The organism is Bacteroides sp. 519, assembly GCF_010500955.1.
Classification (GTDB): domain Bacteria; phylum Bacteroidota; class Bacteroidia; order Bacteroidales; family Bacteroidaceae; genus Bacteroides.
This window is the reverse complement of sequence record NZ_QVMJ01000002.1, coordinates 18,108-35,460: the sequence shown is the minus strand read 5'-3', so window position 1 is coordinate 35,460 and position 17,353 is coordinate 18,108. Positions and strand designations below refer to the sequence as shown.

Here is a 17,353-nt window from a genome sequence, read left to right as displayed (position 1 = left end):
AAGAGGTTGGCTTGCGAAAGTCAATCTCTTCTGTTATTACACCATGCTGTTAACCAAATATCAAATTTATCGGGCATCTGGAATGTTTTACCAAAAAACAGAGCATGAGATACTTTTCCTCCTTTCTTTTCTATCTGCTTTTTGAAATCAAGAAGACTGCTCCCAGTAGTAAACAAATCGTCAACTACGACAACCTTTTTTCCAGTCAAATCACAATTAATATAGTAGTTTTGCTCCAGACTCTTTTTTGCCCTACCTTTGGTCAGATGAAGACTTTCGCGTTCCCCTATATAAGTGATGAAGTTATAGCCGTTGGAGGATTCAGGGTAATAATCTTCAAGAAAATCGTTCAATGCACTAAACCGTTTCTTATAATGCCAATTCTTACTACAAGGCATAAACATGATGACACAATCATCCTCCAGATCCAAAGCTTCCATGCAGTTCATAAAGAAGTCATAACCATTTCTCTTGCCATCCTTGAATCCTAACAGTTCCTCGCAAAAATCCCCTTGCTCATAACTGATGTCGTTATGATAGCGAGTGGGAATATAATAATCAGTGAAGATGCACCTCACTCCCTTAAATTTGAATGGTTCCATTGCCTTATGTCTATCAAATTCGGTTGGATTGGAAAGAGCATAAATTGTGTAAGCCGCTTTATTTCCTGCTAACACAGCTTTTCTGCTTAGTTTTCTTCTCAGCGATTGTTCGGAAGTCAATTGAGCTGCATAGAAATATGCCTCCCCAGCCTTTTTCAAGCAATAGAATGCAAATCTTATAGCAGCAATCGCAACCGCAAGTAGAATGAGATATATTATTAAGGCTTTATCCATCTTGTTTTGATGTGCAAAGTTAAAACGAAAACAAACTCTCTGAAACATTTTATGAAGGAAATAAATACTTGAAGAGTGATTCAAAACAAAAATTACATCAATAGGACTGATAATATTCGAGATTATTTATAATTTGGGGAATAAATATCATCAATCAATACATCAAGAAAGATTTTCGTCTCACATCCATCAATTAATAAAAACTGTCTGCGATTTATATGATTAATTAACTTTTTAGTAAGGATTAAACGAGGTTTATCTCTATTATAAAAGCTGAATGTTTTTCTGCAAAACTAAACTTTATATTGGATTTTATGTTTTATCTTTATACGTTTGTCAATGAATTATATCTGAATATCGAATATGCATAGAAAATAGGAACCTTGAGTATTATGTTGTTAAGCATGCTTGTAGGTACAAAAAATAAGTTTTATATGCGTTTTTATTGAAAAAAGATATATCTTTGCAGCCTATTCGAAAATAAATGTGTTACTGATAAGAATATGATTAGCTCTAAATTATTAAAAAATTCGGCTCGGATTAGTCGTTTGCTCAGCGAACAGAAGTCTGCTTCATTGGATCCCAACTATCACAGAGTGCAAGGTCCAACAGCGAAATGTTTGAATACAGGCTGTTCTGGAAATGCAAATGAGACAGCGCGGGAAGTTTTTCTTAATGGTGAACGTCATGTAATCAAAACCGAACGACATCCATCTACAGGAGAGTATATTGTTGTAGTTGAGTAACGATTTCCAAATTATGGTGATAGAAAGTGAGCCTGATTATTTCTTGGTTTGTTGTGATCTTTCAAGTCAAGCTCAAACTAAGACTTTACATATTAGCAAATCCTTCCCAGAGCATATAGAACGGTGGAACGTGCAAACCAGATTTTCCCCATGTTTTAAAGTAACAGATCATATTTTAAAAGATGGAATTTTTTGTTTATCAGATGATACTCTTCATTTTATTTTTGTAGGTTCTTTATCCCTAAGCAGAATCAAGAATTCTTTGCTTGTTGATACTTATGTTTGGTTGAGCTATGGTATGTATAATATAATTATAGCTACACCCGATGAACATAAGATTGCCGAACTCCGTACATTTTTAGAAGAGGAAGGTTTGCGGTATGAATATTGGCCTGTGAGCAGGTCTATAATTGGAAAGAATGAGTTTTTTGTTCCAGTATTGGCTTCCCCTGTAAAATTATCTCAGAAATTATTGGAGAAGTACTCGAAAGATAAGGTAATGTTTACTGCCATTCGAGGATATTATACACACGTGAATACTGCCTGTGAGCGTTTGCGTCATATAAGTAAGCAGGCTTATGAAAGGATGGTGCTTTTCCATGATTCGGTAGAGAACTACATTCTTGGGGACGGTGGGGATGTTAATGACAATGAAGAAGAAAAAATATTCAATTTCAGTTATATCTCTTCTATAAATGCATGCCTTACAAGATACAATTCTCAGTTGGTGATGGGGTTTTCTCCCATTTTGGAGCAAGATATTAGTGTCTGTGGCCATTCTCTTTTTGGAATAGGGATGGCCAGTTTGGGTATAAATAATATGGGAGATTATTTTTATGATAAAGTTGGTGGTCAGTATATTGGGCAGCGATTTGTGAAATTACTTGGCAAGAAATATGGAAATACCCAAATACTTAATTCCCTCTCATCAAGTGATGCTATTTTAAAGAGGGATTATCTGGCAGAGATTCCCCTATCAGATCTGGATAATTTGGAGAAACAAAGAACGCCTCTTTTAGTGTATTTTAGTAGTCGAGATGGTTTTAGAAATCAGTACAACGCATTGAGTGTTCCATTAATTGCACTCTATGGTTGCAACACACCAGGATGGTCTCTGAAAACTATTTCTCACGAAGCTAGTCATATCTTGGTTAATAGTATGTTGGATTATCTCTTAAGAAATCTGCAAGATAATAACTGGCTAAGAGAGTTGGTTGGGCTGAGTTGTATAAAAGATCTCGATGAAGATAATGATACATTCGAAAAGGCCATATTACAGCTTTTAAGCATAGGTTTAATTGATATTCAAACTTTTGAATCGGGAGTAAAAGACCATGCAGCTGATGATTTGTACCATTGCTTTTCTGCTCGAAACGATGAAATGAGAGAGATTATGGCGCATGCCTTCGATTTTCTTTATTTCTATAACTCAGACTTGGAATCTTATATTGGAGAAATATGGTCGACATGGGCCGAATTGCCATATATGTCAATCTCAATACCTGATTATGTGATGAGAAGCCTTTGTATTATTGTGTTAAATCAACTTGAACACCCTCGTATTGAAGATGAGGCTATTAATAAATTTAGAGAGATCATCGCAAAATTAAATACTAGTAAACACTCTGTGTTTTCAAATGGGCATTTAGAAAAGGTTTTGGAATATATTAATCCATCTCCCGATAATGAGGAATGTCTTAAGAATCTGCAATCCAAGTTGATTCGCAGGAAATTTCTTGTACAATGTGTACGGACTTTTTTCTATTCCCATCAGATTGGCACACTATTGGCAGATGAAAAATGGCCAATAAGTAATGATAAGCTTCAAAGTCTTAGATCGCTTGAAGTACCAGAAATTCCATTTAGTAATCCGTTGAGAGTAACCGAACTGTCTGCTTCTTCTAAAAGTTTGTCAGAAGCAAAATCATATTTGTTGTATTATAATTTAGCATTTAATTATGCCCGAGAGTAATAGCCATATTATTTCAGGTGGTTTCACAGGTAGGATCTATAGTATAGATAATACTTTGCCTGAGAAATTTTTGGCAGATCTACCAAATGTGAATTATGAACAAACAATCCTTGCTGGATGGGAGTATTATAGTTTTACATCGAATATTCCTTTAAATGGCAATGATGAAAGGCATTATTACAACGAAAATTATGATGGCAGCCCCTTCCTTAATGAACTTTTGTGCTGCCGGGCGATAGGGCATTTGCTGATATTTGCCAGAGGCAAAAGGGCATATAATTATTTTTTAGAGCATATTCTCAATAAAGATGCAATAGTATTGGAACTGAAAAATTGTTTTATTTCCGTCGATTCTTTTGTTAAAATTGGTGCTAAAGAAAAAGATTATAATTTAACGAGTATCAGTGCATTTTACAGAGGAATAGGAGATTCTTTAAAGTCGGTTCGGTTTTTTGGAGAAGATGTGGCGAATTCGGATCTCTTTAAAAATAGTATCGATGAATTAAAAATTTATCGTTGCGGTGTTAAAGAGCTGTCGCAGGTGGATGAAATGATCAGTATAGGTACAGACGGTTCCTTGTATTTTAAATATGAATATCAGAATCTTCAAAAAATAAATAATCTTTTCAAGTTTTTGAAAAAAGGCCTTTTAAAATAAGAATACTATGTATGAGTCTATGGGGCAATTATCCTTGTGGGAGGATCGTTCGTCATTAGTGAAATATTTGGCTAATAAGCTTAAAGATAATAGTTTGTCTCTGGTGCTGGGGGCTGGTGTTTCTAACGCTTTTGGCCTGCCTGGCTGGGCTGAGCTTATTACAACGATAGAGCATCGTATCCCTTTTAAATGTAACTCGGACGATGTTTATGAAAAGGGAAATGAGTTAAGGGATTATTTTGAGGAGCATGGTGGATATTCTTTGTATTTGGATGCTGTGCAAGCTGCATTATATAAAGAAATAAAAGATGATTTTGAAGAGTTAAATGATAGAAAAATACTCGATGCAATTGCTGCTTTATGTATACCATCTCGTCGTGGAAGTGTGAAGGATATCATTACATTTAATTTCGATAATATTTTAGAGATATATTTACGCTACTATGGGATTGTGTCTTATAGTCCTGTTTCGGGGAATAGTTGGCGTACAAATTCGGATGTAAATATTTTCCATATACATGGTTTCCTCCCCAAAGATAGGAGGGAAACGCGAAGTGAAAGTATCGTTTTCGATGGAAAATCCTATAAAGAACGAGTCGATTATTCCAATTGGGAGTGGGCTCCTCAGATTTCATCTTTGCTGCGATGCACAACTTCGATTTATATTGGCTTGTCTGGTAATGATGATAATATGGAGCGGTTTGTTCGTGATTCAGAAGTTCATCATGCTTACAAGAAAACTTCAGATTTATTTTGGGGAATTACCTTTATTCGGGATAAAGGAACACAGGATGCGAATCATGAAGAAACGATGCGGAAAATTATAGACAAATGGAAGGCATGGAAGATTTTTCCAATAATTATCAAAAACAAGGATGATGACTCAGCAGCATGTGGCCGGGATGAATTCGAGGCACAAATTAAGTCATTCTTATATGCAATATCTCAGGAGGCAGCATGTCTATAATCTATAGTTTTAATAATATAGCATCAAAACTCATAATTCTTTCTAAGAATATTCATCGAATGTATTTATTTCCAAAGTTGTGTTCTCACAACTAATTTTATTAATATGCCGTTATTGTCACAAATAGATCTTCCAAGTTCTTTTTATCTCCCCTGTACTTAAAAACCACATTGTATGATTTATGTTCAATGTGAATAAGCTGAGTAAATAAAGTGTTCTTTCTATTATAACTTCCCTATTAACCCAACTTTCACTCTTTAAATTATTTTTCGTGCAAATTCAAGATTCAAGATGTTTTCACAATCCATCGGTTATAAACTACTAAAAAATCAACAGAATAAAACACTACTTGTCCTGGAATTTAATTTATAAGACACCTTATTAAAATAAACTCCTTATATATTTGCACTATGAATGCACATAGCGGCTAGATTGAAGCGAAGTTGTACATTAGCTTCGTTGGAAAGACCTCTTGTCGTCATTTGAAAGAGATTTTATCAATACATTGAATTTTAAAAAAGATTCAAAAAAATCTGTAGGATACAGCTGATATCGAAATGATGCCCATGCTCTTTGTAGCAAGATATAGGAGTGAAAGTTGGGTTAAGATTCACCTCCCCCTCCTGAAATACACCTCTTCCTCAATCTCTTCCGTCAACAGCTTTTCATCACGTGCCACTTCATCCATGATACCATCGTTATCCACATCACCAATATCCACTTTCCCATGTTGGTACTCCGCCATCTCAGAAAGTTGCCCATGAACACCTTGCAGGTTGGCATCAAGAGTAAAGCTGTGGTCATATGCAAAAGAGTGCTTTACGACAAGACCGGCATTAGTGACTGTGCCAACATCAAGGTGGTCAGTCTCTTTGTTGTACTCTACCTGCAACATTTCTTCATTGTCCATCTCAAATATAGGCATACGCTTGGCTGACAGCTCTGCAAACTGTTCAGCTACCATACCTTTTGCCACTTCTTTCACATCCTCGGTAGCTCGGTCAGGCAAACCATAGCGACTAATAACATTACGTACTTCCTGTATAGGTACTTTACGCATGATTTCATATGTGCCGCCAACACTGTTGTTGTAGACCACAGCATAGTAGTCATCCTCGTCCAACAAAACATCACCACGGTTCTGGATTGGTGATTCGAAAGTGTTTTCCAAGTCGATGGCATCACCATGGTCATATTCCTTTGCCTCCTGTAACAACTGATCATAGTTATCATTTTCATGCAGTCGATCTAAGATCTGTGTATCATCGCCGTTTTGGAGGTAAGCCACTGATGCATAAAAATTACGGATATCGCTTTCTCCGTTCCTTTCTGTAACATTCTGCTGTACAGAATGCTCATTATCTATCCGTTGAACAATCTTGTCTAAATGCTCCATTATCATGCCAGATGCCCTTTTTACGTCAAACAGAGTCGTTTTGATGAAATCTGGTGATTCCTTCAAGCTATTAAGTCAGGACTTTAGATATGCAGCTGACTCATCCTTCACATTCTTGGATATACCATACCGCTGCGCCACCAAAGCACTGCCCAGTTCAGCTACCAATTCCTCACTAGCATATTCTTCCGACCCGAAAGCACTCGGTTTTATCCGGTTTAACCGGTTCTCAGAACCCGTGCTATGCGTCATTTCATGAAAAAGTGTCCCATAAAAAGATTCCCCATCCACGAACTGCGCCTTTTCGGGTAATACAATCATGTCTTTCGATATACTGTAGTAAGCGTTATCCTGATGTTGTAGTTGGATGGGACAAACCCATCCATTCTCTTCAATCAATATATCGGCTGCGGGAAACGAAAAACTCTCACCGTTCAGTTCAGGCTTTACAAGTTGATTCTCCTCTTCAATCTTCGCATAGAGTTCAGGACGTGCCTGTTTCATATTCGTCTGTTCCACATTGAAGACGGAATAGACCTGCATTTTGGGGTACACCGCATATTGCTGCTTCTCTTCGTCCGACAGTCTTTTATAGTCGTCATATTTTATTTTAGACTTGGTATCCTTATCTACCACAGTAAAGGTCGTAATGAACACAGGAAACGATTTTTCTCCTTTCTGCACACTAACCTGCGGTAACAGTTCGCCATTCTCATTTTTCAATGGTGTCCGGTTTCCCTGCTTATCTTTCTGATAGTTCAATCCAATTACCCTGTCAAAAGTACAATAGACAGGTAATTTATACCCTTGCTTTTCAGCATGAAACATAAGCATTAAAGCATTCATTCCGTTATAATCACGCCCCGACAGATTTTTGGGCCACCTCATAGAACCTTCAGTAAACCACGGTTTTTTCCAGTCACTTTGCAGATTGTTGATTTTCTCTATCATCAGTTCTGCAAAACGGTCCAGCGCTCTATCTTCTGCACTGGGTCCATTCGTATTAAATTTCTTCTTATACGCCATAACTAAAAAAGTATTACTTCATTCAACTTTTAGGCTTCCGGTTTAATCCATTCACGGACTTCTTCTGCTCTGCATCCCAAATTGATTTTATCCCGGTAAATGGAAATTTCCAGAGTCCCATTGATATGAATTTTCCCTTTAGGAACCAGAAAAACCTCATGTTCGGGAGCGAACCGGATAAAGCGAACCCAAGTATATTCAAAAACATCTCTGGACTTCTCGGTACTGAAAGCCGAGAATATCAGGTACTTCCTGCCTTTCTTGTCCGTTTTTTCGTCCACTTGTTTACCAATTGTTCCTTTAAACTCCATACTTCCGGCAATGCCATCCTGATTGTTTACCGGGCTGAAGTCCACCGAATCCGCATGGAAGTTGAAATAGAAATTACTTTCACGTTTCCTGAAAGTCAGACTACCTTTCAACTCTACCCGTGAACCGGAACAATGCCGGGAGAGTTCACTGTCGCTTCCTTCTTTGAGCACACTCACCTCCACTATTTTGCTGGAATCCCCATCCTTTGAATACACATTCACTTTTACAGCAAAACTAATGTATGAGCTGTCATCTTTACCGGTACGCATTGACGCTGGACGACTGATGACACCATTGACTGTTACATTACACTTAATCATAAAATTCTGTATTTTGAAATTAATTATTCGTCCGACATCGAGGCGTGCTTCATCTCATAAATAGTCCATGCCAGCCCAATGACAACTACTGTCATGTATACCACTGAGGCCATTAACCCGAAACAGCTATATATGGCATAGCAGATAGCGCAAGCACAGGCAATAACCATAGCGGTGGCCAAGATTAATCCTATTATCCTCATCGTATCTGTAGATTTTGATTTTCCTGTTGACTGGCATTTTGCTCATAGTTGCGCGAAACTTGTTGCGTCAACAAGGCATTATTCACCATACCCGTAATGCGTTGCTGTTTATCGGCATCTGACAGACCGGAGTCGCCGAGAATGGCTTGTAAACGGTTCATTTCCGCAGCACTTAGTTCATGAGTGTAGTTGTTCTTTCCGTCATTCATTTGTAGAAGAGCTTTCCCGCTCTCCTGAATACTCAACCTGCACTCATTTAGCGATGGCATCAAGGTAGACAAATCCACCTGCTTTTTTATAGCTGAATCCGTAGCAGCCTGCATTTTCTCTTCTTCCGATTTACCATCAATTTGCACCGCCAATGCCATCAGCGAGGTAAACAAGGTTGTTATCAGTTCCATAATCGGATCACCTGATGACATCCCCACGCCGCTGTCTTCCGAGGACAGCAACTTCTTCATCCAATCTTCCGGTGACAATGTCGTATCAATTGAAGGATGCTTTCCGGGTACAGCTTCTTTATATTTCGCCAATAGATCCGTTCCATTCGATAAAGCCTGCAACTGAATATTCCCTTTCTGACCAATCTCCGCTAAGTAAGCCGCAGGATCAATATCTCTCGATGTTCCATTGGCGGCTATCTGTTTCACTCCGAAATGTAGATGTTCGCCCGTTGTCCGTGTACCTGTATTACCCGATACACCTATTTTCTGACCCGCATCCACTTCATCTCCAACCTTCACGTCAATGGAAGAAAGATGCAAATAATTGATTTGGCATTTATCCCCGTTTTCACGTTGATACTCCAGCGTGACCGATTTACCACCGGTGGTGTGAGCATTCTGATTGACTGCAACGACCTTTCCCTGGTTTTCCGTTGCCAGCACATTATCCTGTCTGGTTTGTATGTCAATTCCCTTGTGCATCTGTTCTTTGGTTGAATCCAGCGGGTCCTTGCGCATACCAAACGGTGAAGTCATAAGCATGAACTCATCCCGCTTTACCGGAAAGGAATAGTTACCATCAACCACAGCATAACCACTTGATTCTTTGCTGTTACTACTTATAGTATCAACTATATCACTACTAATAGTACGAGAATTCTGCTCCGTTCCAAACGCCTGTCCTTTCGCTTTCATCTCAGCGATTACCATTTCGTCATATTTGCACAGATTATTCTTTTCAATGATACCGATAAGGCTGGAAGCATATTTCCCTCCCGTAGCATAACCGGCTTTTTCCAGCCCTTTAGCCCAGCCACGGTAATCATCAGGTGACAATTTGAAACAACTGGCATACCGCTGATTATTTTTGAGAAATTGACTATGGTGTTCATACGAGTTACCCACACTGTCATAACTACAAAATTTCTCATTCGGTTTGTCATCCGTATAAAGACCGTATTTGCCACCACCGGCTATCCACGATTGTGTAGCCTTGATGCCAAAATGATTATTTTCATTGCGTGCCAGTTGACTTTGCCCGTTACTGCTTTCGAGAATACCCTGTGCCAGTGTGACTGAGGCAGGAATACCGTATCTCCGCATCTGATCCATAGCGTATTCGACGTATTTCTCCGCATATTCTTGATTCTTGCTCATAATTCAAATTTTATAAATGTCTACCTACCTGTGCCTCTTCCTGCTGTTCAGTTGGTACCTGTGTCATTCTTTGTTGAGTGTCTATCTGATCACATATTGCAACCCGGTTTCCTGCCCGAATCAATTTAGGAAGGACAGTATCAAGGTCATAGCTTTTGAAAGAGGCAATATCCACCTGAACCCCTGAACCACTTTCCACACCAATAGCTTTGTCAAACTTCAGCAACTTGGACACTATTTCGGCATCTTCCGCATACGATTCATAGTTATTTCCATTGCGGAATAACAGGATTGCATCCGGGTGTTTCGTTTTGATTTCTCCATATTGCTTGAGATCGACCTGTGGGAGCTCACTCTTCTCTTTCATTTCCACTACTTGAATCGGCTTCAGTAAATCGTTAAATACTTTGCCGGCAAGGTTGGTCTTGTATTCCGCCATATCTTCCGCCACCCACATTCGTTGCCATTGCCCGGGGGTAATCTCCCTTGGTTCCACTTTAGGTATACCGTCAATGACTGGGGCACAGAGGATGCGTTCATCTTTAGTCTTATAGATAATCACACGTTGTATCTTTGACAAATCTGCATCATTATCTTTACCGCCGCCAAACAGATCAATCTTCAATTCCGGACGATTGGTCGCCAAAGCGTGATATTTCTGTGCCAGTTCCGTGCGTAGTCGTTCACCCTCCTCATTCTGTCCCTGCTTGATGGTCGAGAAGAATTGATTGATGTCCGCTTTATCCGGATAAACACTGAACGATGGTTCATGCTGCGGTTTCAGATACAGAATCCATCTGTTATTGTCATCCCGTAGCATCTGTATTCGGTCAAACAGCATGTTAGTGGCTCTTTGCACATGTTCGCTCACATCAAAGTGGGATAATGTCTCCAATGACTTTCCATTCAGCTTGTTTAGGGAAACATCCTTTCCTTCAAAATAGCTGTCATCCGGGCGATAGCCCAATATGCCGTCATTATTGTAGAAGCGGATATACTGATAACCTTCCTGCAACAGTGCATCTTGAATACGCTGTTTGGAAAATCCAGGAATAGTGTAATTCCGCACCTGTACATGTGCGGCAGCACGCTCATCTTCTGTCATCACTTCATCGGGAGTCAGATGGTAAGGGCGTTTCTCTCCATTGGGCATAGCTACCACACCGCCACCCATGGCGCCTGCCGGTATCACCACATCGACAATACCTGAAAGATTGTCTTTTACAATTACCATTTCTTTCGTACTTCTGTCTGGCAGTTTTTTCATTTCATCGGCAATGAAATAGCTGCCTTTTTGATTCCATTGTTCCGGCATCACCTCATTACAGATCTCGGCTATCTTAGCTCCGTTATCTACCGCTTCCGTAAAGGCAGTTTCTACCACTTCAGGATCTTCATGTCTGGTTTGTTCCAGAGCGTAGTTCTTTTCCTTTTCATAGTGTGCCAGACTGAATTTCTCCAGGAAAGCTATTTTGTCTTCCGGCAAGGTGAAGTTACGTTCATCAATCTTCATGCCACCATGACGGATTACATCCAGCAGGATAGCACTTTCCCTGCTGTCCACCTGCGGTTTCTGCTTCTCCTTCATCTCTGTGGTTTGCTGTTTGTTGCGGAAAGTGGCGAATTCGATCTTTTCTCCTTTTTCCGCTCTGCGGATAATATCCACGGCGTTGTTCACGTCAGCTTCGATGGCATCTATCAGGCAAGGGTTCTCCTTCAGTTCCCGCGTCCAGTATTCTACCATAGACAGGCTGTCATTCGAAAGTTTAGACGGTAGTCCCAGTTCCATCATCTTTACACCCGAAGCCAGTTCTGCCACCAGTTGTTCATACTTCATGGCATCTTCCGATGGGGCCATACCACCTTTCATCACCATACCTTCACGTGCCAGCCGCTGCTGATGTCCTGTTGCCGTAACCACCTGCCGCATCAGTTCTTGTACATAGTCATTGTATTGCCCGAAGTGTTTCTTTTCTGGAATATACACTGCATTTTTCTCTGAATCATAATGTACGATACCCGTAGCGCTTTTCCGAATAGGAACTAAATTATCACGCATCTGTAATGCGAAATCATTCACCACCACGCGCAGCCTGCTCTCTTCATTTTTGAGATGCTTGCGGTCTTCATATCTGCCATAACGTTCCACCGATTGCTCATACCTGTCTTTGTCAATGAATGGCAAAGTTGTTTGGTCGATGTTGAACATAGTCTGTACTTCCCGGTTACGGACGCCTTTATAGAGAGTTTTCTCTTCGTTCGGAAGTTTTAGATAGTCCTCTCTATTGATGGTGTCTTCAGGGTTATGGTGGTTCACATATTCTTTCCAGCGATACCAGAGAAACGGCGCACCGGTCTCATGTTCACGGATGGCTTCACCCCGTTTCTTGGCATCCGTAAACAAGGTATATAGGTTGGTCTTGTAACCGTTCTGGTCAGCGTGCATACCCAATACAAGGGAATTGAATGGACTGACGGCCGGTCCTTTAGGATAAATTCTTGGCAGACTTCTTGATGAAGTGTTCAACCAATATCCACCACTGACGGCAGCTCCGTTCAATGCGTTTGTCAGTAATTCTACTTGCCGGTTGGCAGCGTGCTGTTCCTGCTTATTTTTCTGTTTCATCACTATTTATAAATCCTACCTTAATTTTGATGTTATCTTCTTCTGAATGTCCTTATTTCATTCTCATTTTCCAGTTCATCTTTAAAATATCTAGCTGCCAGATATTCTGTATCCGTATCATAATCTAATAATTCGGCATCCCGCTTATCCAGAATCCGGGAAGATTGTTGTTCACCATCAATCTTACATCTAATGGCCACATTACCATTTAATGGGTAAATTTTCACATCCGCTATCCGGTTAAGTATAGAGTATTCTTTCGGGATAAAAGGTTTTGTTAGTTCACCGTGTCTTTTTTCTAACTCTCTCCATTGATCAGCAGTCAACATTTCTTTTGGAAAATACTCCGACGGATTTTTCATCTTTTCATTAGGGAAATAATAGGCTCCCGTCACTTGACCGAATTCATCGTCAGCTCCACATGGATCCCATTTTTTTATAAGCCTTTTGGATAAAAAGTAATCCAGGCTATTGTATGCTTCAATAGGAGTAATATTGTTCTTACCAGTATTCCCATTTTTCACTATTTTTACATAATCAACAGTAGCTCTATCAACTTCATCTGAATTTTCAACTATGCAGAAAAGAGGTTTGGGTAAATCATATATATTTCTCTCTAAATCCCGGTCGTCATCATCGAATGTCAATCGTGGTTCATGGACTAGTTTTATAATCTCGGCATCCGATAACATATTAGGTTTTAAATGGGGGATGCAGTAGACCAAACGTTCCAACGCGGCTTCTTTAAAATCTGTTATTGTGCTATCCAGACAATTATTATCCCAGAAAGGATCAATATTCAAATCGCCGTGAACTTCAAGTAATAACTTATCCTCTCTACTCAGACCATTTCTAAATATATCCGTTAATCGTTCCGTATCGCTCATATTAATCCTATCGGAAAACAGAGCATTGTCAAATTTTGTCTCCATACTTTATTTTTAAATGTAAAAGGTAATTCAAAACGATTTCTTAATACTCATATTAATTGATTCCTCGTGAGTGACCATTCCTGGATTGAGAAATCTCATAATTCTCCCGTGCCATCGCCCGTAACTCATCATTCTTGGCCAGTACGGCATTGGATAGCGTATTCAGCGGTAACGCTCCGGTTTCATAAGCAGCTACCACAGAGTTTGGCAATTGTATACTGCACGGCACTTTGTCTATCGTAGCGATAAGACAGTTCCCTTGTAGTGCCGGATTTCCGATACGTGGGTTCAGCGGTTCATCAGGATAGGTTTTAAAATGCGGTTCCGTTCCTGCACTTTGCAACGTTCGTCCTTCCTGCCTCTCCATCGCTTCATGACCGGCTTTATTAAGCAGGTTCAGCCCACCCATACCGATCAGTACCATCTTCAGCAACGGATTCCTCACAAACATGCCTATCAGAATAGAAGCGATAGGTATCATTGAATTCTTTATGTTCAGGGATTTTGTTTTTCCCGTGAAGAGTCCTATGAGCATATCAGGAAGCATGGATACCACATAACCAAGATTCTTGCCGATGTCACCCAGTCCGTCCAGTCCGACCGAGCCTAAGAAATTACCCCATCCGTTTTCATTAGTGGTTGTTTTCGCCATATTCTGCCCTGAATTATTTTCCGAAATACCCAGAACATCTTTTTCTGAATGTGATTCCGGATTTTCCACAGTCGCTGCCTGCGCTCCTTTATCCTTCACCTCCTGCATTTTTTTCAGGTCGTCAAGATATTCCTGCTCATGTCCGGGTGCAACCACCATCGGTACTTGGGCGTCTTCTGTTTTCTGCTTTTCCTCCGGTACAACGGGAAAAGTAGGTTGCCAAAGCGGTTTTCCCGATTCTGCCATCCAAAAAGGTTTTTCAGTTGGTATAGCCATTTTCTTGGTCAGTTGGTTATTAAATGATAATACATAGTCATTCTCCCAGGAATTGATCGCCTTACTCCGTTTTCTGAAATCTTCAAATACATTCTGCTGCGAATCAAAGACACCTTTGCTGATGCAATCTTCAATAGTGACAGATTTCGTTTTTTGTTTCTTGTCAAGGCTGTACTCAACTCCACTAAAAACCACTTCGGCTCCGAACAACTTTGCAATAGAACCCCAGGAAGAAAAGCCACCTGTCGTCACCACATCAGCCCCAAACGATACGGCCTTTCCTGCCCCTTTCTCCACAGTACTCGGATGATAGGCAGCTTCGCCTTTCTTTTCTATTTTCTGTTCCAGTGGTGATTGAGACAACGATTGCATGATTCCCAATAAGCTTTCCGAAGCCCCTTTACGAAGTATATACTCCATAGATGATTTCGGCATCTTATCCGTTACCATCTTGTCTACCATCATCTGTTCCACACGGTAATCCACATAAGCAAAAGCAAGATCGCCTCCCAATTCCTTTGATAGTGCATCATATCTCTCTCTCCCGATTTCTGCTACTACAGTATTTCGCCATTCTTCGGCCATACTTCCCAAATCTTTCTGAAAATCTTTTGAGGTACTTATCCGCTCACGGCACATCTCCACATAATCCTCTGCAGTCTTACTGTTCCATTCACCGGTCAGCTTGAGGTACTGCATAGTGTCATCCGGCATACCATTCATGCCACTGGCTGCCGAGCGCAGAATTCCGCTGATACTGGTGGCATAGTCGCTGTATTCCTTTATCTGCTTTTTAGACAGTTCCTGTTGGACATTACGCATAACCGGGGCCAACTGACTGTCAAAATAACGTTGCAGACAATACTCTATCTCTGCAAACCGCTGTGATTGTTTAGGGGTATTCATGAGATGTTGATTTGTTTCAGTAATTGTACTCTTGTTTGCTCAATAGCGTTACGATAGGTTTCCATCTGTTTAGGGAAATACTCTTCAAGCATGGTATCTTTATCTATCTGATTCTGTAGAAAGTGAACAGCCGTTTGCCGGGTGACTTCAATGGAATCTTCTCCTTCCTCCTGATTGTTAAACCAAGCCTTTGTCCACCATCGGATACCTGCCTGATCAGGATATACTGTAATCAGCCTCGGTATGTCAAAGCTCTGTACATCTATCTCCAGTTCGGCCAAAGGGTCAATGATTCCTCCGCTTCTCAGGGCTTCGTCAGAACTTTTTTTTTATCGCTTTCGCTTAGTGTGGATAGGAATATCTGATGCCGCAACGCCATGTAATTTAAAAAGTCGGCAATCAGCAAGTTTTGCACTTTGCTTGCCACCGGCACGGCTCTTTGCCCGATTCCTAAAGGATTGCTTAATGACGGTATCACCTCATAGAAATAGTTCTTGATAGCTGACAAGGAGAAAATATTGCGAAGCGACTGCTCTGTATGTTGTGGCAATAAATATTTCCCGTTGTTCAGTTCTCCCAGATAATCTGGATAAAAGCGCAGCATCAGTTGCTCTACCTCTTCCTGATTATCTTCGAAGTCTGTAGGAATATCCATGTCGATGGTATCAAAATCCGGCATTCCCGGTTCCCCTTGTTGTTGCATCATCTTAAGATTACCGTAAATCATAGTCAGGAACTCAAGAGGATTGATTTCCTCTCCATCGTATTTCACTTCTATATGAAGGAGTTCTCCACTGACACTTGCCACACTTCCTGCTTTTACCTTCGCTCCAAAGGTTGCCAGTACGTTGGCCAGATGAGCGTAGGTAACTTCATATTTGCCGTATCGGATGATCTGAAAAAGTCCATGTCGGGGGTCACTTCCGATAGCGCTGACAATTCCATCAGCACAGGCTGACAACAGATAATGCCTGGTGATAAAATCTATTCCGTGATGGAAAAACTCTTCCCCCGTCTTGGGGTGAACCTGTGTCCCATAGTCCAATGACATATGGACTTCACCCTTACGCTCTTCAAAGGGTATACAATAACCGCTTTTAGATTGCAGATTCATTTCTTGCGTATAGTTCATATCTTACTGATTTTCAATTATTACTACTTTACTAATCCACTACATTGCTACTCTACTACATCCTTGCTTTACTATTATCCGCTCAGTGGTGCAACAGTTATCGTCTCATCCCTCCGTTGCGTTCCACATCCTGTGATTCACTCTGTGAGGGTTGCTCCGTCTGAATACCCCGACTGTTACTGCCGATGAGCATCATACCCATCAAAGCCCCGGCTATCTTCCCCAACCAGCCGAATCGCCCGAAGATAAGCAGTGAGGACGCTACCAGTCCGAGCATACTCAACCCCGACACATTGCCTTTACCGATATTGCCGAAAAAATTCCCAAGCATATTCGTGCCGTTACCGCCGAGCATATTTCCAAGAAAACTACCGATTCCGCTCCATGCGCTCGATACGCCCGACGCAGATGATGACACGGATGAAGAAATGCTCTCCATATTTTCACCGACCTTCTCCACCATGTTTTCTACCTTGTGGGAAGCCTTGCCGACTACTTCTAAGCCCTTGTCAACTGTTTCTTCTCCAACGAGGACATCGGCGGCAGTTCTGACAATCGGTTTGTCGTTTACGATGTTTTCCCACGCCAGATACCCCATTCCACCACCTATAGCCGCAGTCTTCGTAGCTTTCCCCAATCCAGTCAAAGTCCGTTGCGGATGAATGATCGCATCGCCTATCGTCTTTCCAGCAGTCGAGTTTACCGCCTGTTTGCCATATTTTAGTGACGAATCTGCCACCTGCTTGCCATATTTTAGTAAAGTTGCCCATTTACCCATATCGTTTGATTATT

At 40.7% G+C, this 17,353-nt stretch carries 13 protein-coding genes and 1 pseudogene; 3 read left to right on the top strand and 11 right to left on the bottom strand.

All coding sequences use genetic code 11. From position 1 onward, the window contains the following. Positions 1–20: 20 nt before the first annotated feature. Entirely contained in the window at positions 21–836 is an 816-nt protein-coding gene (locus D0T85_RS02655) for a phosphoribosyltransferase (RefSeq protein ID WP_163209983.1), read from the bottom strand. 759 nt (positions 837–1,595) lie between these two features. On the opposite strand from D0T85_RS02655, the gene D0T85_RS02650 reads away from it, so the two are divergent. The 3 genes from D0T85_RS02650 to D0T85_RS02640 are packed head-to-tail and all read left to right on the top strand — an operon-like array spanning position 1,596 to position 5,179. After that, positions 1,596–3,554 carry a hypothetical protein gene (locus D0T85_RS02650; protein ID WP_163209978.1) on the top strand — a complete coding sequence of 653 codons (1,959 nt, stop codon included), beginning with the start codon at positions 1,596–1,598 and terminating at the stop codon, positions 3,552–3,554. Continuing rightward, positions 3,541–4,212, top strand: a complete 672-nt coding sequence (locus D0T85_RS02645) for a hypothetical protein (protein ID WP_163209976.1) — start codon at positions 3,541–3,543, stop codon at positions 4,210–4,212. The genes D0T85_RS02650 and D0T85_RS02645 overlap by 14 nt, the downstream gene beginning before the upstream one ends. 7 nt (positions 4,213–4,219) lie before the next feature. Continuing rightward, positions 4,220–5,179 (top strand): SIR2 family protein, encoded by a 960-nt coding sequence (locus D0T85_RS02640; RefSeq protein ID WP_163209974.1) that lies wholly within the window; start codon positions 4,220–4,222, stop codon positions 5,177–5,179. 610 nt (positions 5,180–5,789) lie between these two features. On the opposite strand, the pseudogene D0T85_RS02635 reads toward D0T85_RS02640, so the two are convergent. From D0T85_RS02635 to D0T85_RS02590, 10 genes and pseudogenes are all read right to left on the bottom strand, one after another. Next, positions 5,790–7,601, bottom strand: a pseudogene (locus D0T85_RS02635) (ArdC family protein). A gap of 29 nt (positions 7,602–7,630) precedes the next feature. Next, positions 7,631–8,233 (bottom strand): hypothetical protein, encoded by a 603-nt coding sequence (locus D0T85_RS02630; RefSeq protein ID WP_163209972.1) that lies wholly within the window; start codon positions 8,231–8,233, stop codon positions 7,631–7,633. Positions 8,234–8,256: 23 nt separating this feature from the next. Continuing rightward, a complete protein-coding gene (locus D0T85_RS02625; RefSeq protein WP_163209970.1) occupies positions 8,257–8,436 on the bottom strand; it encodes a hypothetical protein in 180 nt (59 codons plus the stop codon). Further along, positions 8,433–10,037: a glucosaminidase domain-containing protein gene (locus tag D0T85_RS23105; protein ID WP_163209968.1), complete on the bottom strand. Its 1,605-nt coding sequence runs from the start codon at positions 10,035–10,037 to the stop codon at positions 8,433–8,435. Before D0T85_RS23105 ends, D0T85_RS02625 begins: the two co-directional genes overlap by 4 nt. A gap of 10 nt (positions 10,038–10,047) precedes the next feature. Beyond that, positions 10,048–12,663 (bottom strand): zincin-like metallopeptidase domain-containing protein, encoded by a 2,616-nt coding sequence (locus tag D0T85_RS02615; RefSeq protein ID WP_203558403.1) that lies wholly within the window; start codon positions 12,661–12,663, stop codon positions 10,048–10,050. A gap of 32 nt (positions 12,664–12,695) precedes the next feature. Then, the gene (locus D0T85_RS02610) at positions 12,696–13,595 is read right to left on the bottom strand and encodes a hypothetical protein (RefSeq protein ID WP_163209964.1); all 900 of its coding nucleotides are present in this window, start codon (positions 13,593–13,595) and stop codon (positions 12,696–12,698) included. A 52-nt stretch (positions 13,596–13,647) separates the two neighbouring features. Beyond that, entirely contained in the window at positions 13,648–15,429 is a 1,782-nt protein-coding gene (locus D0T85_RS02605) for a hypothetical protein (RefSeq protein WP_163209962.1), read from the bottom strand. Beyond that, entirely contained in the window at positions 15,426–15,710 is a 285-nt protein-coding gene (locus tag D0T85_RS02600) for a hypothetical protein (RefSeq protein WP_163209960.1), read from the bottom strand. Before D0T85_RS02600 ends, D0T85_RS02605 begins: the two co-directional genes overlap by 4 nt. A 23-nt stretch (positions 15,711–15,733) precedes the next feature. Further along, positions 15,734–16,561 carry a M23 family metallopeptidase gene (locus tag D0T85_RS02595; RefSeq protein WP_163209958.1) on the bottom strand — a complete coding sequence of 276 codons (828 nt, stop codon included), beginning with the start codon at positions 16,559–16,561 and terminating at the stop codon, positions 15,734–15,736. 97 nt (positions 16,562–16,658) lie between these two features. Continuing rightward, entirely contained in the window at positions 16,659–17,339 is a 681-nt protein-coding gene (locus D0T85_RS02590) for an antitoxin (RefSeq protein ID WP_163209956.1), read from the bottom strand. Positions 17,340–17,353: the final 14 nt, after the last annotated feature.